General features: G+C 44.3%; 22 protein-coding genes, 1 other RNA gene and 1 riboswitch. Of the genes, 5 read left to right on the top strand and 18 right to left on the bottom strand.

What is annotated here, in order from left to right; genetic code table 11:
- Positions 1 to 25: 25 nt before the first annotated feature.
- From ssrA to dnaG, 4 genes are all read right to left on the bottom strand, one after another.
- Positions 26 to 374: a transfer-messenger RNA gene (ssrA, locus tag J1C77_RS04275) on the bottom strand.
- Between the two features lie 81 nt (positions 375 to 455).
- The gene (locus tag J1C77_RS04270) at positions 456 to 794 is read right to left on the bottom strand and encodes a metal-sulfur cluster assembly factor (RefSeq protein ID WP_002921714.1); all 339 of its coding nucleotides are present in this window, start codon (positions 792 to 794) and stop codon (positions 456 to 458) included.
- A 116-nt stretch (positions 795 to 910) separates the two neighbouring features.
- Positions 911 to 2,023: an RNA polymerase sigma factor RpoD gene (gene rpoD, locus J1C77_RS04265; RefSeq protein WP_002897871.1), complete on the bottom strand. Its 1,113-nt coding sequence runs from the start codon at positions 2,021 to 2,023 to the stop codon at positions 911 to 913.
- A gap of 2 nt (positions 2,024 to 2,025) precedes the next feature.
- On the bottom strand, positions 2,026 to 3,810 hold the full coding sequence (gene dnaG, locus J1C77_RS04260) for a DNA primase (RefSeq protein ID WP_312022633.1): 1,785 nt from the start codon (positions 3,808 to 3,810) through the stop codon (positions 2,026 to 2,028).
- Between the two features lie 154 nt (positions 3,811 to 3,964).
- Between dnaG and mscL the strand changes: the two genes are divergently transcribed.
- Entirely contained in the window at positions 3,965 to 4,348 is a 384-nt protein-coding gene (gene mscL / locus J1C77_RS04255) for a large conductance mechanosensitive channel protein MscL (protein ID WP_002904176.1), read from the top strand.
- Between the two features lie 113 nt (positions 4,349 to 4,461).
- Here the strand turns inward: mscL and rpsU are convergent, their stop codons facing one another.
- The 6 genes from rpsU to J1C77_RS04225 form a co-directional block, all read right to left on the bottom strand.
- Positions 4,462 to 4,638: a 30S ribosomal protein S21 gene (rpsU, locus tag J1C77_RS04250; protein ID WP_000048054.1), complete on the bottom strand. Its 177-nt coding sequence runs from the start codon at positions 4,636 to 4,638 to the stop codon at positions 4,462 to 4,464.
- A 147-nt stretch (positions 4,639 to 4,785) separates the two neighbouring features.
- Positions 4,786 to 5,469: a DUF4956 domain-containing protein gene (locus tag J1C77_RS04245; RefSeq protein ID WP_002895949.1), complete on the bottom strand. Its 684-nt coding sequence runs from the start codon at positions 5,467 to 5,469 to the stop codon at positions 4,786 to 4,788.
- Between the two features lie 11 nt (positions 5,470 to 5,480).
- Complete coding sequence (locus J1C77_RS04240) at positions 5,481 to 6,212, bottom strand: polyphosphate polymerase domain-containing protein (RefSeq protein WP_002921718.1); 732 nt, start codon at positions 6,210 to 6,212, stop codon at positions 5,481 to 5,483.
- A gap of 380 nt (positions 6,213 to 6,592) precedes the next feature.
- Entirely contained in the window at positions 6,593 to 8,050 is a 1,458-nt protein-coding gene (locus J1C77_RS04235; RefSeq protein WP_002921720.1) for a M56 family metallopeptidase, read from the bottom strand.
- A gap of 15 nt (positions 8,051 to 8,065) precedes the next feature.
- Positions 8,066 to 8,443 (bottom strand): BlaI/MecI/CopY family transcriptional regulator, encoded by a 378-nt coding sequence (locus J1C77_RS04230; RefSeq protein WP_002895954.1) that lies wholly within the window; start codon positions 8,441 to 8,443, stop codon positions 8,066 to 8,068.
- A gap of 113 nt (positions 8,444 to 8,556) precedes the next feature.
- Entirely contained in the window at positions 8,557 to 8,913 is a 357-nt protein-coding gene (locus J1C77_RS04225) for a DUF1304 domain-containing protein (protein WP_002921722.1), read from the bottom strand.
- A gap of 188 nt (positions 8,914 to 9,101) precedes the next feature.
- Here J1C77_RS04225 and J1C77_RS04220 point away from each other — a divergent pair, with 188 nt between their 5' ends.
- A complete protein-coding gene (locus J1C77_RS04220) occupies positions 9,102 to 10,418 on the top strand; it encodes an FAD-containing oxidoreductase (protein ID WP_002921724.1) in 1,317 nt (438 codons plus the stop codon).
- A gap of 111 nt (positions 10,419 to 10,529) precedes the next feature.
- Positions 10,530 to 11,498 (top strand): NAD(P)/FAD-dependent oxidoreductase, encoded by a 969-nt coding sequence (locus J1C77_RS04215; protein ID WP_002921725.1) that lies wholly within the window; start codon positions 10,530 to 10,532, stop codon positions 11,496 to 11,498.
- Between the two features lie 33 nt (positions 11,499 to 11,531).
- Here the strand turns inward: J1C77_RS04215 and whiA are convergent, their stop codons facing one another.
- The 4 genes from whiA to J1C77_RS04195 are packed head-to-tail and all read right to left on the bottom strand — an operon-like array spanning position 11,532 to position 14,740.
- Complete coding sequence (whiA, locus tag J1C77_RS04210) at positions 11,532 to 12,443, bottom strand: DNA-binding protein WhiA (RefSeq protein ID WP_002912116.1); 912 nt, start codon at positions 12,441 to 12,443, stop codon at positions 11,532 to 11,534.
- Complete coding sequence (locus tag J1C77_RS04205) at positions 12,440 to 13,417, bottom strand: YvcK family protein (protein ID WP_002921727.1); 978 nt, start codon at positions 13,415 to 13,417, stop codon at positions 12,440 to 12,442. The genes whiA and J1C77_RS04205 overlap by 4 nt, the downstream gene beginning before the upstream one ends.
- Entirely contained in the window at positions 13,414 to 14,304 is an 891-nt protein-coding gene (gene rapZ, locus J1C77_RS04200; RefSeq protein ID WP_002921728.1) for an RNase adapter RapZ, read from the bottom strand. The genes J1C77_RS04205 and rapZ overlap by 4 nt, the downstream gene beginning before the upstream one ends.
- A gap of 55 nt (positions 14,305 to 14,359) precedes the next feature.
- Positions 14,360 to 14,740, bottom strand: a complete 381-nt coding sequence (locus J1C77_RS04195; RefSeq protein WP_002895964.1) for a RidA family protein — start codon at positions 14,738 to 14,740, stop codon at positions 14,360 to 14,362.
- A 132-nt stretch (positions 14,741 to 14,872) separates the two neighbouring features.
- A riboswitch (PreQ1 riboswitch) is annotated at positions 14,873 to 14,917 on the top strand.
- 120 nt (positions 14,918 to 15,037) lie between these two features.
- On the opposite strand from J1C77_RS04195, the gene J1C77_RS04190 reads away from it, so the two are divergent.
- Both J1C77_RS04190 and J1C77_RS04185 read left to right on the top strand, forming a co-directional pair.
- Positions 15,038 to 16,009: a nucleoside hydrolase gene (locus tag J1C77_RS04190; protein ID WP_002921738.1), complete on the top strand. Its 972-nt coding sequence runs from the start codon at positions 15,038 to 15,040 to the stop codon at positions 16,007 to 16,009.
- 13 nt (positions 16,010 to 16,022) lie between these two features.
- On the top strand, positions 16,023 to 16,574 hold the full coding sequence (locus tag J1C77_RS04185) for an ECF transporter S component (RefSeq protein WP_002921740.1): 552 nt from the start codon (positions 16,023 to 16,025) through the stop codon (positions 16,572 to 16,574).
- A gap of 88 nt (positions 16,575 to 16,662) precedes the next feature.
- On the opposite strand, the gene J1C77_RS04180 is transcribed toward J1C77_RS04185, so the two are convergent.
- The 4 genes from J1C77_RS04180 to J1C77_RS04165 form a co-directional block, all read right to left on the bottom strand.
- Complete coding sequence (locus J1C77_RS04180) at positions 16,663 to 16,824, bottom strand: hypothetical protein (RefSeq protein WP_002895966.1); 162 nt, start codon at positions 16,822 to 16,824, stop codon at positions 16,663 to 16,665.
- 11 nt (positions 16,825 to 16,835) lie between these two features.
- Positions 16,836 to 18,146 (bottom strand): GTPase ObgE, encoded by a 1,311-nt coding sequence (gene obgE, locus J1C77_RS04175; protein ID WP_002921741.1) that lies wholly within the window; start codon positions 18,144 to 18,146, stop codon positions 16,836 to 16,838.
- A gap of 50 nt (positions 18,147 to 18,196) precedes the next feature.
- On the bottom strand, positions 18,197 to 18,325 hold the full coding sequence (locus J1C77_RS04170) for a DUF4044 domain-containing protein (protein ID WP_002895969.1): 129 nt from the start codon (positions 18,323 to 18,325) through the stop codon (positions 18,197 to 18,199).
- A 117-nt stretch (positions 18,326 to 18,442) separates the two neighbouring features.
- A complete protein-coding gene (locus J1C77_RS04165; protein ID WP_087941934.1) occupies positions 18,443 to 20,119 on the bottom strand; it encodes an Ig-like domain-containing protein in 1,677 nt (558 codons plus the stop codon).
- Positions 20,120 to 20,162 lie beyond the last annotated feature (43 nt).

Here is a 20,162-nt window from a genome sequence, read left to right as displayed (position 1 = left end):
TCAACGTTTTAGAAAGATTTTAAAATAATGGAGCCGGTGGGAGTCGAACCCACGTCCAAACACCTGCTAACACATTTGTCTACAACCATAGGCTATGTATTGGTTTAACTTCACTTTGACACATAGCTCAAGCCCAAGTCAAGCGAGTCTATCAATCTCTTGCAAAATCCCTAGACTAGACTTTGCCGTAGCTTGCTTATAATAAGACCTGTCATCAGACACAAGCAATCCGAATCGGGTCACGCTGGCTGGTTTTTAGGCAGCTAAAGCGTAAGAATTGTTATTTTTTGCAGTTATATTTAACTGGCGTTTTACATCCGCTAGATGGGTTGCAAAATGTGCCGCATAATGCCTGTCGAATCCGTAACGACCCCAAGACAATAAGAACATTATAACAGAATCTACTAAAGAAAGCAAAAGCCTGCACATAGCAGGCCAGCACTCACTATCAGTTCTTAGCGAATCCCCAAAGCAATCCGAGCATAGCGGCTCATCTTTTCCACCGTCCAAGCTGGGTACCAAACCAACTTAACATCCGTCTTGGTAACCTCTGGAACATCAGACATGGCATCATAGATCTGGTCAGTCAGAAGATCCGCCAGAGGGCATCCCATGGTTGTTAGGGTCATATCGATTTCCGTCTCCCCATTGGTCTCGTTAAAACGGATTTCATAGATTAAGCCTAGATTGACAATATCAATCCCCAGCTCTGGGTCGATGACCTGCTCTAAGCTCTCCAAAATACGCGTTTTAATCTTTTCAACTTCTTCAGGGCTGTATTTTTTTTCTGACATGCAATATCCTCCTTATAGATATAGCAGAAATTTCAAGTTAGCTCGAGGGACTTTTGCTTTCAGCTAGGATTACCGGCTTGATGCTTCCTGCTCTGCCCCTTTTTGCTCTTCAGTTCTTAATCTTCGATAAAATCTCTGAGTGGTTTACTGCGGCTTGGATGGCGAAGTTTACGCAGGGCTTTGGCTTCAATCTGGCGAATCCGCTCGCGGGTGACATTGAAGACCTTGCCGACATCTTCCAGTGTCCGCATTTTTCCATCGTCCAGACCAAAGCGCAGTCGCAAGACGTTTTCCTCGCGGTCTGTCAGCGTATCCAAGACCTCATCCAGCTGCTCACGAAGAACGACACGAGTAGTATAGTCAACTGGATTTTCAATCACTTCGTCTTCGATAAAGTCCCCAAGATGGCTGTCATCTTCTTCACCGATAGGGGTCTCCAGCGACACTGGCTCCTGAGCAATCTTAAGAATCTCACGAACCTTGTCAGGTGTCATATCCATCCGCTCAGCGATTTGCTCTGGTGTTGGGTCTTGCCCCAATTCCTGCAAGAGATTGCGTTGCTCACGGACTAGCTTGTTAATGGTTTCTACCATGTGGACCGGAATCCGAATGGTCCGAGCTTGGTCAGCAATCGCACGGGTAATGGCCTGACGAATCCACCAAGTCGCATAAGTTGAAAACTTAAATCCTTTGGTGTAGTCAAACTTATCAACAGCCTTCATCAGCCCCATGTTTCCTTCTTGAATCAAGTCAAGGAACTGCATACCACGGCCGACATAACGCTTAGCAATGGAAACAACCAAACGAAGGTTGGCCTCAGCCAGACGCTGTTTGGCTTCCAAGTCTCCCTGCTCTACCAAGATAGCCAGCTCCTGCTCTTCTTCATTGCTGAGAAGGGGCACAACCCCGATTTCTTTCAGATACATGCGGACTGGGTCATTGACCTTGGCTGAATTGCTGCCTAGGAGTTCTTCATCCGTCAGTTCTGCTTCTTCCTCTTCGTTATTTAAGACGCGCGCGCTGGGATTTCCTTCCTTATCCGTAATTGAGATACCCGCATCCTGGATGCGCTGCAGCAAATCCTCAATCCCATCAGCGTCCAAAGTGAAAGGAATAACCAGTTGGTCATTGATTTCATCATCGGTCGCAACCCCTGTCTGCTTGTGGTTGCGGATAAATTCTGCAATTTGAACGTCTAATGTTGTTACTTCTTTTTGTTTTGTAGCCATTCCTACTCCATTCTTCTTTTTTGCTCAATCAAGCGCTCCAGCTCGGACAGGGCTGTATCCGTATCTCCGCTGTGAGAGGCTTCTCGAATCTTCTTACTAATAAACTGATTATGCTTGCGCAAAATCTCCCGCTCTCTGGTTTCTTCCACTTCTTTCAACTCATCTTCCAAAACCTCATCAGGCAAGTCTTCTTCTAAAACGCGGTACCAAGCCTGCTGAACATGATCTGGCAGCTGGGACAAATCCTGCGGTGTCACCTCACCATTTGCCAGCAAAATCTCATACAAGGTCTGCAATTCTTCCGAGTCAAATACAAAGTCTTCTCTCAGCCTGTATTGGTTCAAAATCAAAGGATGATGTATCATGCGGTGAAAGATATGATTTTCCGCCCTCATCAGACGACTCAGCCGGTTTGAGGGCGAAAACTGCATGACGACTGGTTGAGACTGATGAGTGGGCGCCTCCTGACTGCGACTAGATCGCTCAGCCAGGCGACTGTTATTTACCGTCTGCTCCACCTGCTGATAGTCAAAATCCGGAAGCAACTCAGCCAGCATGTAAATATAGGAGTTCTGAGCTGTGATAGACTTGGTCTTCGCAATAATCGGTGCCATCTTCTCTACAAACTCAATCTGAGCCTGTAGATTTTCAATATTATCTGGTTTCAGATGATGCAGCAGAAACTCCACATTACTTATTCGCGTTTTGCTCAGCAAATGCTGCAGATCTTCCTCAGAATTTTTAGCGAGAAATTCATCCGGATCCAAATTATCCGGAATCCGAACAATTTCCACCGTCATATCTCTCAGCTCATCCAAAGCCTTAGCAGTTGCTGCCTGCCCTGCCCGATCTCCATCGTAAGACAGGATAATCTTCTTACAATACTTACTCAGATGCTGGACATGCTCAGGCGTCAGAGCTGTTCCCATAGAGGCAACCGCATTTTCAATCCCGGCCCGATAAGCCGCAATCACATCCATGAAGCCTTCCATCAGATAAACCTCATGGCTCTTCTTGATAACCGGCTTGGCCTTATCCAGATGATAGAGCTCGTAGCTTTTATTGAAAATAGCGGTGCTGCGACTATTTTTATACTTGGCCTGATGACCATCTGAAGCCGCCTCTTGCCAAATCCGACCGGAAAAGGCCACAACCTGCCCACTGTCATTGGTCAGGGGAAACATAATCCGGTTTTGAAAAGCATCATAGACCAGATTATTCTCCGCTAGATTGAAGAGGCCTGAGTTCATGATGGTATTCTCATCAAACTTGCCAGCCATACTCTTATGAAGATAATTGCCCTCATTAGGAGCCAGCCCGATTTGAAAATGCTTAAGAACATCATCTGTCAGCCCGCGCTGGTAGAGATAAGCCCGCGCTTCCTCTCCCATCTTGGTCGTCATCAGGACCGCATGGTAAAATTTCGCTGCCTCGGTATGGATATCGTAGAGAGCTTGATGCGGATGGCTTTGTCTCGGTCGGTCATTGCCCGCTGTCTCTACAGCCAAGGGAATCCCTGCCCGTTCTGCTACAATCTGCACAGCATCCATAAAGGAAACGCCTCGATAATCCTCAATGAATTTGAAGACATCGCCCGACTTGCCGCAGCCAAAACAGTGATAAAACTGCTTGTCCTCTACAACGTTAAAAGAGGGCGTCTTTTCACCGTGAAAGGGACAGAGTCCCAGATAATTCCGCCCGGCCTTAGTCAAGGCCACTGTTTCTCCTATGACATCGACGATATTGACGCTGTTTTTAATTTCAGAAATGATTTCTTTATCAATCAAGAGACAATACCTCCAATTTATCATAGAATATCATTCTATATTTTATACTAAAATGATGCAAATGTAAAATATTTGACAAACAAATATCTTGAGGATGTCATATAAATAAGCTATAATATAATCTCATTAATAAATTCTTGAAAGGAAAGAAAGAATGTTAAAGGATCTTAAAGAATTCTTGCTGCGCGGGAACGTGATTGATTTGGCAGTCGGTGTAATCATCGCCAACGCTTTTGGAGCAATCGTCACTTCATTGATTACTGACGTAATCACTCCCCTCTTCCTCAACCCAATTTTGAAAGCTGCAAACTTGGAGCAAATTTCTCAATTGAAATGGAACGGAATTGCTTATGGTAACTTCTTGAGCGCCGTAATTAACTTCTTGGTAATCGGTACTGTTCTTTTCTTCATCGTCAAGTCTGCTGAAAAAGCACAAAGCCTTGCTAAGAAGAAGGAAGAAGTTGAAGAAGCGCCAGCTGGACCAACTGAATTGGAAGTCCTGCAAGAAATCAAAGCTTTGTTGGCTGAGAAAAAATAAAGAGAATTCACTGATGAAAATCAGTGTTTTTTTCTTGCCTGTTGCTCATGATCATCCTCTTCTCTCCAAAGAGCCAAAACAAAAAACAGACCGGAGTCTGCTTTTTTGTTCAATTAGAATTTTTTACGTTTACGAGCTGCTTCTGATTTGCGTTTGCGTTTTACAGAAGGTTTTTCATAGAATTCACGTTTGCGTGTTTCTTGAAGAGTACCAGCTTTAGTAACCGCACGTTTGAAACGACGAAGTGCATCATCAAGTGATTCATTCTTGCGTACTACTGTTTTTGACATTTTTTTCACTCCCTTCAAGTCCAAAATCTATATAATCATACCACATATAGAAAAGAGTGTCAAGTATTTTCTGTAAGTATGATGTAGCTCCTTTTTATGATACAAACAAGAAGACCAACTGCTCTGCTGCAGCTGGTCTTCTTTTGCTTAGAGGGTTTTACGCTTCTTAGCGGCTTTGGAAAGGGAAATGTCCTGCACCTTATCATAGAACAGGAACTGCTGAATGAGCTCTCTGTCGCTCATGTCAGGATTCAAATCAACAACATAGTCCAACTTGATAGACTTCTTTTCAGCCGACTTGAGAGAAGTCAGTTCAGCTGATTTACAAGTCGTTTCAAAGATAGCATCAAAGAGTACTTCGTAGTCAAAGTCAGCTGGAACCTGAACCTGGACATAACGTCTGGTCGGACTGACTGAAGTAAAGCTCATCTTTTCAAAGAGCATCCAGATGCCTGAAATAGCTAGAGTAAAAACAATTCCCAGTGCTACAAAGCCCATCCCCGTTGTAATCCCGATAGCCGTCGCCATAAAGATGGCTAGAAGCTCCTTGGAGCCACCTGCAGCTGACCGGAAGCGAATCAAACTGAAAGTTCCCGCTACGGCGACACTCGTACCCAGATTTCCATTAACCAAGAAGATGATAATGGAAATAATGGCTGGCAAAAGGGAGAGGGTGACGACAAATTCCTTGGTATAAATGGTTTGGCGCTTATAGACCTTGGCCAAGATAATTCCTAAGACTACACTAGTTGCTAGTGAAAAAATCAATGCTAAAGGATTTATCTTGACTTCCGTGGAGGAGTAGATACTGTTAAATAACTGATTGAGCATAGACTACCTCCTCAGGCCTTGACTGTTCGAGTCAGCCTTTCTTTAGTTTTCAGGTAGGCATTACCGTATTTTGAGAAGGACTGGTCTTCAAGACCGTATTTGTTCAGAATATCAGCCAACCACTGAGGATATTGACCAGGAACCTTGATTTCCATAATCACCTTGTCGTCATCCAGCAAGGGCAGTCCATAGCGGCCTAAAGCCAAGTCTACATCATAATCTCGGTAGCGGATGTTGGAATCAACTGTCACACGTACCTTTTTATCTCCGAAGCCTCTCATAGAGTAGCGATCATAACTAATCACCATTTTGGGCTTCAAGTCTATATAGCGCTCCTGCAACTGCTCCACTTCTGCCTTGACCCGGTCATCGGAAATAGTATGGTCTGCCACACCATTTACAATATAGTTGGTAACAGAGAGAGGATTCGAAACCAAACGGTATTTGAAGCCTACTTCATCACGTTTCTTCTTGATTTCTAAGAAAACTTGACTATCATCATTCGGCTGCTCAGCATAAGTCCGCATCCGCATTTTTTCGCGACCACCTTTTCTGGCAATGGAATCCTGGATCATCTGGAACTCATCATTATCAAAATACACATTAGAAATGGTTGATGTCGCATAATCATCTGCGGTTAGGTAAGGTCTCATGTCAGCTTCAAGACGAGCTAGCATTGCTCGGTCAAGAATATACTTCGTTTCGATTCGTTGGAAGTTTGTTTGGATTTGCTTTTGTTTCATTTGAATTCTCCTTTGATTCTACAAATGTAGTTTGTACTTTTAAAAGAAATAGAGCTTCCGCTCTGCATCCTACAAGCGTCTGGATAAGCTTTGCTTTCTTCTCCTTTCCAAGCAGTATTTTTCAAAAAATATTCTACAAATGTAGTTTATAAGTATATTCTACAATTGTCGTTTGTGAATGTCAAGAAAAAAGATAAATAATCTTTCAGTTTGTTTTTGGTATTAGGAAACGAAGTGCAAACTGTAAGCAAAATCGTCCTAAAATAAAGATAAACTGATGACAAACTGCTCTTGGAGGATTACCAAATCCCCCTTTGAGAAGATAATAAAATTCTACCAGTCTAATCTTTTAAGAAACTTAAACTGGCAGAATCCTTTATTTAATCGTCATCATGGTCATCATCATCGTCCGAATCATCAGTGTCTGTCGTATGAGAGGAACTGTTCTGAGACGGAGTTTGAACTGTTGATGTACTAGCTCCAGTAGAACCCGCTGCTCCCGTATTTCCTGCACCTGCAGTAGAGCTGTTATCAGCTGGAGTTGATGCAGCAGACGAGGATGGACTGACTTCTTTTTCAACCGTTACCGTCTTTTCGACAATAGTATGCTGCTTGGATTGGATTAGTTTTCCATCCTTAGCATTGACAATGGTTTCATGAGCTGTTTGCCCGTGCGAGAAGCGGATTTTATAGCTGTCTTTCTCACGCGAAATTTGTAAATCTTTAATATCTTTTTCAGAAAGAGACAGCTCTTTTAAGACGGACGCTAGAGCCTGACGCTGACTGAGCCCTTGAGACTGTTTTTGCCCTTCAACAGGTCTGCTTTGTTGAGCAGCTGGACTTTCTAGAGCAAAGACCGAGCTAGTCAAGAGCAAAAGGATAGGAACGGCTACTACAAAGGCAGCAGACAGAAACCTCTTAGGCAGGCGGTTATCCATAATACCGACAATCCGCCGCTTAAGATTAAACTTGTCTGAGTAAAAGCAAGTCGTCAGGGCAATTGGGGTCTTCTTACTGCGGTCTATCATGGTCAGAATCGTTTCACCGTAGAAAGTCCGATACTCTGTATCTCTACTGCTCAGAACATCGTAGTCACAGTACATTTCTCCTGCTTCCTGGGTTTCTCGGCAGGCAAAGCGGACAACTGGGTTAAACCAGTGCAGACTCTTAGCAAAAATCCCCAAGAGATTAACTAAAACATCACAGTGCTTATAGTGGGTCAGCTCATGCTTAAAAATCAGCTGTAGCTCTTCCTCTGTGTAGTCCAACTCTGGCAGCACGATTAAAATATCTCTGAAACCTAGCAGCATAGGACTTTGGGACATAGGATAGTGGAGCAGACGAATCCGACCCTTAACTCCCATCTCCTGCTGAACAGCCCGCAGCTGAGCCATCGCTTCTTCGTCCTGAAACTCCGTGCCCCAGCGCTTCAGCATCTTTCTGAAGCGAATATAAGAATAAGCATATCTTCCAATACTAAAGACAAAGCCAATCAGCCAGATGGCAAAGAGAATTTCAAACCAAGGTAGGCCCAGAAAAGCCTCCCATAGATTTGTCTGGGCAGCTTTTTCAACTGCTGGAGAAGCGCCCTGAGCTCCACCTGTCTGGGCGGCAGTCACTGCTGTCTGAACTACCGATCCTGTATTCAGCCGAATCAGGCCTGAGCCAAACTGAGGACGGAACGGAAACAGAAAACTCAGCAATATCAAAAACCAAATAAAATACTTCACTCTGACCGAAATCTTGGTCTTAAAGACCGTAAAAAGCAGACTAAGCAAAAGCACCAAAATGGATGTCGACAAACTGGTCAGCAGAAAAGAAAGAAGGAACTGTTTCATGCTTATCCCTCCATCCTACTTTCCTTGGTTGAGCAAACTACGCAGCTCATCCAATTCATTTTCCGAAAAGGAGTTAGAAGAAAAGAGTGTTTTGACAAACCCGCCCATAGAACGGCCGCTGTGACGCTTCAAGAAATCCGAAGCCTCAACTTCCAGATACTCATCTTCTGAGATCAAGGCTGTATACTGCCTTTCACGCCCCTTGCGGACACTTTCTAAAAAGCCCTTTTCAGTCAAGCGAGCCAAGACTGTCAGCAAAGTCTGGGGCTTCCAGTGATTGTCTGGTCCCAGCTTTTCCATGATACGGGCAGAGGTCGTCGGGGTAGGCAGTTGCCAAATTACCTTTAAAATAGTAAATTCCCCGTCTGGCAAACGTTTAATAGATCTTTTCATCGTTCCCACGCACTTTCTAAATTAATGCTATTTCTAATTTTATTCTACACTTGTCTAACAAAAAAGTCAATCATTATATAAAAAAGAGTGGGAAATCAATTTTCCTCACTCTATTAGAAAAATAAACTAAGCAGGGTCAGCATAGCCAGCCCCCCCTGCTTGAACAGGATTTTGGGGTCACTGGTCACTGCACCGTAAGCAGCTACCAAGATGATATAAACCATAAAAATTCCCAGCCAAACGGGACTAGGCTGTACAAAGGCCGCAATCAAGACTAAAACAGCTATCAGCCCGTTGTATACTCCTTGATTTTTGAAAAGAGTATTGACTGACTGCTGCTCCAACTCCTCTTGTGACATACCGAAAACCCGAGCTGTCGCTGCAGAAGTCGTCTCGATGGTCTCCAAGTACAAGATATAGAAAAATTCCAAGGCAACCAAGCTTGCTAAAATAAGTGTAATAATAGACATTTTGTCCTCCTAAAATAAATAACGAAACTTAGTATAACACAGACTGACTGGAACTGCGAAAACATTGCTCAAAAATGGACGTTCTGTATAAAAACAAGCGCTAAAAATACTGAAGAAAAAAAGCGTAGCAGAAATCAGCAATTTCTGACTAGATGTGATACAATCTTTTTGAAAAATGGAGGTAAGTTATGTTAACCTATGATTTAATTGTCATCGGCTTTGGGAAGGCCGGTAAAACATTGGCAGCCAAAATGGCGTCCCAAGGAAAAAAAGTTGCTTTGATTGAGCGAAGCAAGGCTATGTACGGGGGAACCTGTATCAATATCGCCTGCATCCCAACCAAGACCCTGCTTGTCGCAGCTGAAAAAGGCCTGGCTTTCGATCAAGTCATGGCTGAAAAGAACGCTGTAACCAGCCGTCTCAACGGGAAGAACTACGCAGCAATCAGTGGCGCTGGTGTTGACATCATCGATGCGGAAGCTCATTTCCTTTCCAATAAAGTCATCGAAATCACAGCTGGCGATGAGAAAGAGGAACTGACTGCTGAAACTATTGTCATCAATACCGGTGCAGTTTCCAATGTCCTGCCAATTCCAGGACTGACTGAGACCGAGCACGTCTATGACTCAACTGGCATCCAAAATCTGGAAGAACTTCCTAAACGCTTGGGAGTTCTGGGCGGCGGTAACATCGGCCTAGAATTCGCTGGACTCTACAACAAATTGGGCAGTCAGGTGACTGTGCTGGATGCTGCTCCTGTCTTTCTCCCTCGAGTTGAGCCTTCTATCGCTGCTCTAGCTAAGCAATACATGGAAGAAGACGGAATCAAACTCTTACAAAATGTACGTACCACACAGGTCAAAAATGATGGTGACGAAGTTGTAGTTGTGACAGAATCTGGAGAATTCCGCTTTGATGCCCTACTCTATGCTACCGGTCGTAAGCCGAATGTTGAACCACTACAGTTGGAAAATACAGATATCGAGCTGACAGAGCGCGGAGCGATTAAGGTCGATAAGCACTTGGAAACATCTGTACCTGGTGTATTTGCAGCGGGCGATGTCAATGGCGGTCTGCAGTTTACTTATATCTCATTGGATGACTTCCGTATCCTTTATAGCTATCTAGCTGGCGATGGCAGCTACACACTGGAAGACCGTAAAAACGTCCCTACCAGCATGTTCATCACACCGCCTTTAGCTCAAATCGGATTGACTGAAAAGGAAGCCAAAGAGCAAGGCCTGCCGATTGCAGTGAAGGAGATTCCTGTTGCAGCAATGCCTCGTGGACATGTCAATGCTGACTTACGCGGTGCCTTCAAGGCCGTTGTCAACACTGAAACCAAGGAAATCGTCGGAGCGACTATCTTCTCAGCTGGAGCTCAGGAAATTATCAATATCCTGACTGTAGCCATGGATAATAAGATTCCTTACACCTACTTGAGCAAGCAAATCTTCACCCACCCAACGTTGGCTGAAAACCTCAATGATTTATTTGCTATCTAATTTTAAGCCCCTAGTGGGGCTTTTAAGATGTCTTTAAAACATTTGCTTACATTTCAACCCCTTTTTGTGGTACAATAATGCTAGTTTATTTTAAAAAGATTGAGGAAGATTATGTCTGAACTGTATGATATTACGATTGTCGGCGGCGGTCCAGTTGGCCTATTCGCAGCTTTTTACGCCCATCTGCGCCAAGCCAAGGTTAAAATCATTGATTCTCTGCCTCAGCTGGGTGGTCAGCCAGCCATTCTCTATCCAGAGAAGAAGATTCTGGATGTACCGGGCTTTACCAATCTAAGTGGCGAAGAACTGACACAGCGTCTGATTGAGCAGCTGGAAACTTTCCAGACTGAGATTTGCCTCAATGAAACAGTGCTGGATATCGCCAAATCTGATGATGGCTTCACCATCACGACTTCTCAAGCTCAGCATCAGACCAAAACCATTATCATCGCCATGGGAGGCGGTGCCTTCAAACCAAGGGCTTTGGAGCTAGATGATGCTGAAAGCTACAGCAACCTTCACTATCACGTTTCAAACATCAGCCAGTACGCAGGCAAAAAGGTTGTTGTTCTGGGCGGCGGTGACTCGGCTGTTGACTGGGCGCTAGCTTTTGAAAAGATTGCAGAAACCAGTCTGGTTCATCGTCGGGACAACTTCCGAGCTTTAGAGCATAGTGTGGAAGAACTCAAGGCTTCTAGTGTTGAGATTAAGACACCATTTATACCGAGCCGATTGGTTGGTGAAAATGGCAAGATAACCCACTTGGAAATCAGCCAAGTCAAAGGAGAGGAAAGTCAGCTTCTGCCTCTGGATCACCTCTTTGTCAACTACGGTTTTAAATCCTCTGTCGGCAATCTCAAAGATTGGGGCTTGGAGCTCAACCGTCACAAAATTTTGGTCAATAGCAAGCAAGAAACTTCCGTGCCAGGTATCTATGCAGCTGGTGACTGCTGCAGCTACGAGGGAAAGATTGACTTGATTGCGACTGGGTTAGGTGAGGCACCTACTGCTGTCAACAATGCCATTAACCATATCTATCCTGAGCAAAAAGTCCAACCCAAACATTCTACAAGCCTATAAAAAAACAGCTGCCGAGCTCAAGCTCAGCAGCTTTTATAATTCATCTGCGATTTTATTGATTTTTCTCAAGCGATGATTGACACCGCTCTTAGTTAGAGGCCGGCTCAGACTATCAGCTAGCTGCTGGATGGAGTAGTCTGGATGTTGGATACGAAGCTGGGCTACCTCCTGCAGGTCTACAGGTAAACTCTCTATGCCAATATTATCGCTGATTTTGGCAATATTATTGATAGTTTTCATACTGGCTGTGACCGTGCGGGCGATGTTCGCTGTCTCCGCATTATTAGCGCGGTTGAGGTCATTGCGCGCTTCCCGCATGAGCTTAAGAGACTCAAACTCAGCCATGGCTTCCATAGCCCCGATGACAATGAGAAAATCCATGATGTCTTCAGCACGCTGCAGATAAGTAACAGCCCCCTTCTTACGCTCAATGGTCTTGGCATCCAGTAGGAAACGACGCATCAAGGCAGCCAAATCCTCAGCATGATCCAGATAAACGGACAGAATTTCCAGCTGGTACTTACCTGAGTCTGGCTCCCGCATGCTGCCATTTGAGAGAAAGGCTCCCCGGAGGTAGGCTCGGCTAGCTTCGTCATCTGACAAAATGGCCTGGTCAATCCCGGCCTCGATACCAAAAAAAGAGTCAGCCAAGTGCAGGTCAGAAAGGATTTCTTCTACTTTCTGATCTAGAAATACTGTATAAACTCGATTCTTGCGCAAGTTGGTCTTCTGATGGTGACGGATTTCTGACTTGACCTGATAAAGGTCCGACAGCAACTCATAGAGATGGCGGGCAATTTTGGCATTTTCTGTTGTGACTGATAAGGTCAAACCACTGCTGGCCAAGCCCAGACTGCCAGACATCTTTATCATGGCTGACAGCTCATTTTTATCTCTGCTTGCCAGACTCAGCAGTTCTTCTTTTACTTTTACTGTAAAGCTCATTTGCGTACCTGTATAATCTGCATCAATTCGTCAACAACCAACTCGCCGTCATGGAACGCTCCGCCATTTTCCAAACGCAGAAAGTTCGAAGAAATAACTCGCGGAACCTGCTCTTGCAACCCCTGAAAATCATGCTCCACCTGTATCAGATATTCGTCAAACTGATTACTGTCCATGTACTCATGAGGGACAGGTTCGATATTAACCAAGACTGTATCTACAAAATTCCTGCCTAAATGACGGTGCAGAACTTGGACGTGGTCGCTGTCTGAAAAATGCTCTGTTTCGCCGCGTTGGGTCATGATATTGCAGACATAGGCCACTTCTGCCTTGGTGTCTAGAAGAGCTTGGCCAATTTCCTCAATAACGAGATTAGGCAAGATAGAGGTAAATAGTGAACCTGGTCCCAGAACCACCATATCGCTTTCTAAGATGCTCTCGACTACCTTTTTACTGGCAGCAGGCTTCTTGTCATCATAGGTATTGGTAACATAGACCCGCTCAATCATCCCGCTCTTGCTGGTCAGATTGCTCTCACCTACAACTTCCGTCCCATCTGCAAACACAGCATGCAGAGTTAGTGGATTGTCGCTAGAAGGGTAAATTTTTCCTGTCGTATGGAAAAACTTGGTCAGAAGCTGCATGGCATTATAGGTTGAGCCCTGCATTTCGGAAATACCGGCAATAATCAGATTGCCCAAGGGATGCCCCGCTAGAACGCCATCTCCTTCCGCAAAGCGATACTGGAAGACCTTCTCATAAAACTTTGGCATGTCAGACATGGCTACCAGAACATTTCGAAGGTCACCTGGCGGAGTTAGCTGCTGGATGTTTTTCCGCAGCTCACCAGAACTGCCTCCATCATCTGCTACTGTGACAATGGCTGTGATCTCTACGTCCTTTTTACGCAGGCTGTCTAAAATAACTGAAATCCCTGTTCCACCGCCGATGACTGTAATTCGTGGCTTTCTCATGAGCGATTCACCGTTTCTTTCCGACGATTTTTGTCGCGGTGACTAGCATTGACCGGCCAATTCTTAGCCAAATCATCAGCTAAGCGCTGAGCAAAGGCTACACTGCGGTGCTGACCACCCGTACAGCCCACTGCAATGGTCAGGATAGACTTGCCTTCCTTCTGATAGCCCGGCAAAATGGGCTCAATCAAGCCTAGCAGGTTCTTGTAAAATTCTTCTGACTCGGCATGGTTCATGACATAATCAAAGACATCCTTGTCCAATCCTGTCTGATTGCGTAGCTCAGGCTTATAGTAGGGATTTGGCAGAAAGCGCACATCAAAAACCAAGTCAGCATCTAAAGGCAGACCGTATTTGAAACCAAAACTCATGACCTCAATGCGGAAACTATGCATATCAGCCTGATTTGAAAATTGCTCAGAGATGGTCTTTCTGAGCTCCCGTGGTGTCAAATCTGTTGTGTCCACAACATTTTGGCTAAGATTTTTCAGAGGAGCTAAAAGTTCGCGCTCCAGTTTAATCCCATCTAAAATCCGTCCATCAGCTGCCAACGGATGGCTGCGACGCGTTTCCTTGTAACGAGCCACCAACTCCTTATCCGCCGCATCTAGGAAAAGAATCTTGAAATCAATGTTCTCATTTTGCTCTAATTCATCCAAAACGTTCTGGATTTGCAAAAAGAAGGAACGGCTGCGCATATCGACAACCAGAGCCAATTTATCATTGTCAGTAGTCCCTTCGACCAGCTGCAAGAACTTCGGCACCAGAGTTGGCGGCATATTGTCGATGGTAAAATAACCTAAGTCTTCAAAGGACTGGATGGCTACGGTTTTCCCCGCCCCGCTCATTCCAGTCACAATGACAAGCTGAATTTTCTTCTCAGACATAATAATCCTTTCATCAGATAGAATCTGTCAAAGAGTGGTTTTCCCCCGCTCTTTTTTAGAGAATCTCGGCAATAACCTCGATCTCAATCTTCACATCCTTAGGCAGGCGAGCCACTTCTACTGCTGAACGAGCTGGAAATGCTTCTGTAAAGGCTGTTTTGTAAACTTCATTAAAGGCCACAAAATCATTGATATCACTCAAGAAGCAAGTAGCCTTGACCACATGGTCAAAGTCTGTTCCAGCGGCTTCCAAAATGGCTGAAACATTTTTCAGCACCTGCTGAGTCTGCTCTTCAATAGTTGTCCCAATGATTTCTCCAGTTTCAGGAGACAGAGGAATCTGCCCGCTCGCAAACAAAAGATTGCCAACAATTTTTCCTTGAACATAAGGTCCAATCGCTGCTGGTGCTTTATCTGTATGAATCGTTTTTGCCATAATTATCACTTCTCCTACTTATTTTTTTCATTATACCATAAAAAGATTGGGGTGACCATGTTAGGCTTACTCCCATTGACTTTTTCCTTATTTTTATTTATGATAGAAAAATAGAGAAATCAAAACCTCGGTTTTGGACTGGTTCGAAAACTTCCCAGAATAAAAAACTAAGTGCCTTTATATTGTATATAAAATGTCTTGCGCATAGTTTTTTTGCTGTCTCCTCGATTAGGCAGGCAGTTAAGAGGTTGGGACCAATTGTCTCAACCTCATTTTTATATAGGCAAAGGAGAACTCATGAAAAGAAAAGTCATTATTGACTGTGACCCTGGTATAGATGATAGTCTAGCCCTAATCTATGCCATTCAACATCCCGATCTAGAAGTTGTAGCACTGACCATCGTCGCTGGAAATGTCCCAGTAGACCTTGGTGTTGAAAATGCCTTTAAAATATTAGAAAGACTGAATCGGTTAGATATCCCAGTCTATGCAGGGGCAGACAAGCCCCTAGTCCGCGATTTCGTTTCAGCTCAAGATACCCACGGTATGGATGGTTTAGGCGAGAGCAGAATCAATCGAACAAGCAATTGTCAGCCCCAGCCTCAGAAAGCTTCTGAATTTCTGGCTACCTATTTCCAGAAGGCTCAGGACACTTCCCTTATCACCTTGGGACCATTGACTAATCTAGCAATGGCTATAAAGCAAAATCCCCAAATAGGAAAACATATCAAGCGCTTTGTCAGCATGGGCGGCAGCTACAAATCTCATGGCAACTGCTCACCTGTAGCAGAGTATAACTACTGGTGTGACCCACACGCCGCTCAATTTGTCTATCAAAAGTTAGGCCGAAAAATCGAGATGGTGGGACTGGATGTCACACGCGCCATCGTCCTCACCCCCAATCTATTAGAGTACATGCGTTTCCTGCAGCCAGAAGTAGCTGAGTTTGTCGGCCGTATCACGCGTTTTTACTGGGACTTTCACTGGGAATACGAGCACATCATTGGCTGTGTAATCAATGATCCGCTGGCTATTGCTCATTTTCTGCATGAGAACCTTTGTATGGGCTTCGACTCCTATGTTGAAGTCGTAACCGAAGGCATTGCTCTTGGACAGACTGTGGTTGATGCTTATGACTTCTATCATAAACCAGCCAATGCCTATATTGCAACTCAAGTCAGTCCCTCACTCTTCTTCCAAGACTTCTTAGCTATCCTACTGAATCAACCTAAGGAAACGATTGCTCAAGACCTATCATCATTTTTATGAGGAAAACTTTATCATGAAAAAATCAACACCCCTTATCCTAAGCTTTTTGTCTATCTGTATCGCTCTTAACTACGTGGGAGCTAATATTGCACTATTTCTAAAATTACCTATCTATCTAGATACCTTTGGAACGATTCTAGCTAGCTTGACCTTAGGGCCTCTTGCTGGGGCCGGCGTTGCCTTTCTCAGCGCCCTCATTGGCTGGATGACAACCGATATCTTTTCTCTCTACTACTCGCCAGTCGCTATCATCATCGCTCTTTCAGCAGCTTGGTTTTTTAAAGAAAAAGGAAGCTTAAAGCTCAGTCTTCTCTGGAAAACTCTATTGGTAGCCCTTCCGGGTACCCTAGTAGCCTCTGCAATAACTGTCCTGCTCTTCGGAGGCATAACATCCAGCGGATCCAGCCTCATCGTCCAAGCCCTGCGGGGAATGGGAGTCAACCCCATCCTTAGTATCGTCCTCGTCCAAATACTAACTGACTATGCAGACAAGCTTATCGTTCTAGGTGTCTGCATAGCTGCTCTCCCTCGAATAAAAGCAGTCAGTCCTAAAATTTTTGCTTAAAACAAAGATTAATTACCTTAACGAATACATCATTGGCGCAAAGAAAAGCAGCTGAGTAGGATTATTTCCTGCTCAGCTGCTTTTTATCTTATTCCTCTTCTGCTTTAGCTAATGCTTCTCTTTCCAGACGCAGCTTGCGTTTGGGGTTGAGTTTATTAAAGAGCTCTTCTAGCTTTTCTGCATTCCAAACGTCGGCTGCAGAGACAAAATTTCCATTTTCATCTCGGAAGGATATTGGTTTATCACCCATTGCAAGCCTCCTTAGTCAACAAATTCAAACTCGAACTTGCCGATGCGAACCAAATCCCCATCCTTGGCTCCGCGAGCACGAAGGGCTTCATCAACTCCCATACCGCGAAGCTGACGGGCAAATTTCATGACTGCTTCGTCTCGATCGAAGTTGGTCATATTAAAGAGTTTCTCAAGCTTGTCACCTGACAGCACCCAAGTCGCATCATCATCACGAGAAATTTCAAAGGCTGGTGCTTCTTCGTCAAAGCCATAGTAAGCTTCTTCCTCCATTTCAGACTCATCATAGAGCAAGAACTCTGGTGTTTTATCCAGTAATTCTGCGGTCGCATCCAAGAGGGGCGCAAGTCCCTGCTTGGTCAAGCTGGAAATCGGGAAGATTTGCGGTAAATCCGCAAACTCATCATAATTGGCTGCTAATTTCTCTTGGAATACCTTAAGATTTTCAGCACTATCAGGCATATCCATCTTATTGGCAACAATAATCTGCGGCCGCTCCATGAGACGAAGATTGTAGGATTCTAACTCTTTATTGATAGCTAGATAGTCCTCATAAGGGTCACGCCCCTCACTAGCTGACATATCGATGACATGCAGGATGACCCGTGTCCGCTCAATATGACGGAGAAACTGGGTTCCCAGTCCAACCCCTTGGCTAGCTCCCTCAATCAAACCTGGCAAATCCGCCACCGCAAAGGACTCTCCTGAGTGAGTGCGAACCATTCCTAGATTGGGAACGATGGTCGTAAAATGATAGGCGCCAATCTTAGGCTTAGCTGCTGTGATAACACTGAGCAAAGTGGATTTTCCGACAGAAGGAAAGCCGACCAGACCAACGTCTGCTAGAACCTTGAGTTCCAACAAAAGCTCCCGTTCTTGACCTGGTTCTCCATTCTCAGAAATCTCTGGAGCAGGATTTTTAGGCGTTGCAAAGCGGATATTTCCGCGACCGCCTCGGCCACCACGCGCTACGATAAATTCTTGACCATTTTCTACCAAGTCTGTCAGCACCTTTCCAGTCTCAGCATCACGAACCGTCGTCCCCTGAGGTACGCGGACAATCAAGTCCTCAGCTCCACGGCCATGCATGCCCTTGGTCATGCCCTTTTCACCAGACTGAGCCTTGAAGTGGCGATTATAGCGAAAATCCATCAGGGTGCGCAGGCCCTCGTCTACGACAAAAACAACATTGCCGCCACGACCGCCATCACCGCCCCAAGGACCTCCATTAGGAACATATTTTTCACGGCGAAAGGCCACCATGCCATCGCCACCATTGCCAGCCTTAACTTGAATCTTGGCCGTATCTAAAAACATACTCATTTTTTCTATTCTCTTTTTCTAGTCTAAAAAAACGCCCTGAAGCGTTTGGATTAAAAGATTGCACTGAGAGCGGAAGCAAAAATCGCTCCAACTGTCACGATAAGCATGATAATCACGACCAGCATCGTCAATTTTTCAAATCCTGTTTTTTTGCGTTGTCCGTTATCTCCAAAAGCCACGATAACACCTCTATCCTTTAAAAATTACTAGGTCTATTCTAACATGATTGCTCCGTTTTTTCAAATGGAAAACCATGCAAAAAGGTTTTAAGAGAAAACTCTTAAAACCTTTGAATCTTATCTAGTCTTTTTTTGAAGAAAGACATAGCTTCCAAAGCCAACTAAGATTGCCAAACCTGCAACTGACAGCCAAAGTGTAGTTTCTTGACCAGTCTTAGGCAGAACTTTTTTGTTGCCTCCTGCAGCACCCGGATCATTGGTACCATTGTTTGAATTGTTATTTCCATTCCCTGGATTGTCTGTTCCACCCTTTGGATTGTCGGAACTGTTACCAGGGGTATTGTTACCATTGCCTGGAGTGTTATTTGGATTATTGTTTGGATTATTATTTGGGTTGTTGTTTGGATTGTTGTTATTGCCAGGAGTTGGCGGCTGAACTGACTTACCTGGATCATTACCTCTATAAGTATTTGTAAAGACTGGATCCAAGTCATACTTGACAGAGCCCAAAAGCTCACCATTAACATCTGTTACAGTAACTGTCAGCTGTGCTTCCTTGTCATCATAGACGTAATTAGGATCATTTCCTGGGATTTCCTTAATGCTGTAGCGGTAAGTACCAGCTGCATTATAGTTCAAGGCTTTGAAATTGATAGAACCATCAGCTTCATTGGTAGCTGTTTGAAGTAAAACACCGTTTTCGTCAAAGAGACCAAAAGTAAATTGACCCTTCTCTAACACTTTATTAACAAGTTTTTTCTGTGCCTGAATCTTCACATCTTTTGCTAGCACAGCGCTTCCTTTACCAGAGCCCTCTTCCAAGCGGACTGACTTAGTAATAGTGCGTTCTGGGAAGCCTTTTGCTGTCCAAGATAACTTGTTATTAACCACATCGCCCACTTTTGTACCTTCTGGTACGCGAGTAGAGTACTCGATGTACATTGGCCAGTTATAGTTATCACCAAAGTTGATGGTAAAACCGTTAGCATCGCCATTAGCGTTTTGGGTTAGGACTGCTTTGTTAGTAAAGTTATCAACTACAGGCAGAGTCAGGATATGAGCTTCATTGCGGATACCACCTTCTACAGGAGCATAGCGGACAGCCCGCAGCGTACCAGGAACCAGTGTCAGACCATCACCAAAGGTGTCTGAAATTACCATGTTACGAAGCATGTCCTGTCTTGCATTCAGGATAATACGCCATTTAACAATACTCGGATCAGTGCTGTCCTGGTAGCCATATTTCATTTCATACTCACCAGCAGTTCCTTCTTCTTTCTGGTATTGGAAAGAAAAGTTTGTCTGGCCAAATTTGAAGGAAACAGGACCTGTTTCTTTGACTTTTTCGTTATTGATGCGAACGTTAAAGCCCAAAGATAGCTCTTTCTTTTGGGTATAGTTTGTAAAGTAGTTACTGAAAGTCACTGTAACTGACTGAGTCGCCGGGTCAGTTTGAGCTGTACCGACTAACTCTCCCGTATGATTAACAACATCATAGACATCGAAGTTTAAGGCAGTAATCAGACTTAACTCTTCCGGAAGTTTAAAAGTCAGGGTATCTCCTTCAGCGATCGTTTGAGCCGCAGGAAATGTGAAGTTGGTTGTTACAGACAAGGTTTCATTAGTCTTAACAGTTGAGTCACTTGTTAATGACTCACCATCCTTAGTAATGCTGGTTTGCTGGCTGTATTCAGTTACTTCAGAAGCCTGAGTTCGAGCAGCAAAACCTAAACCTGTAACAATAGCTGTTAATAAGATAAGAATTTTAAAAATAATTGTATTTTTATTTTTCATCTTTTTCTCCTTTCGTAGCTTATTATACCAAGAGTATTGCAAT

This window comes from Streptococcus sanguinis (assembly GCF_050223295.1).
GTDB classification, from domain to species: domain Bacteria; phylum Bacillota; class Bacilli; order Lactobacillales; family Streptococcaceae; genus Streptococcus; species Streptococcus sanguinis_X.
The sequence above is the reverse complement of the archived record's forward strand: the minus strand, read 5'-3'. Positions and strand labels throughout refer to the sequence as shown.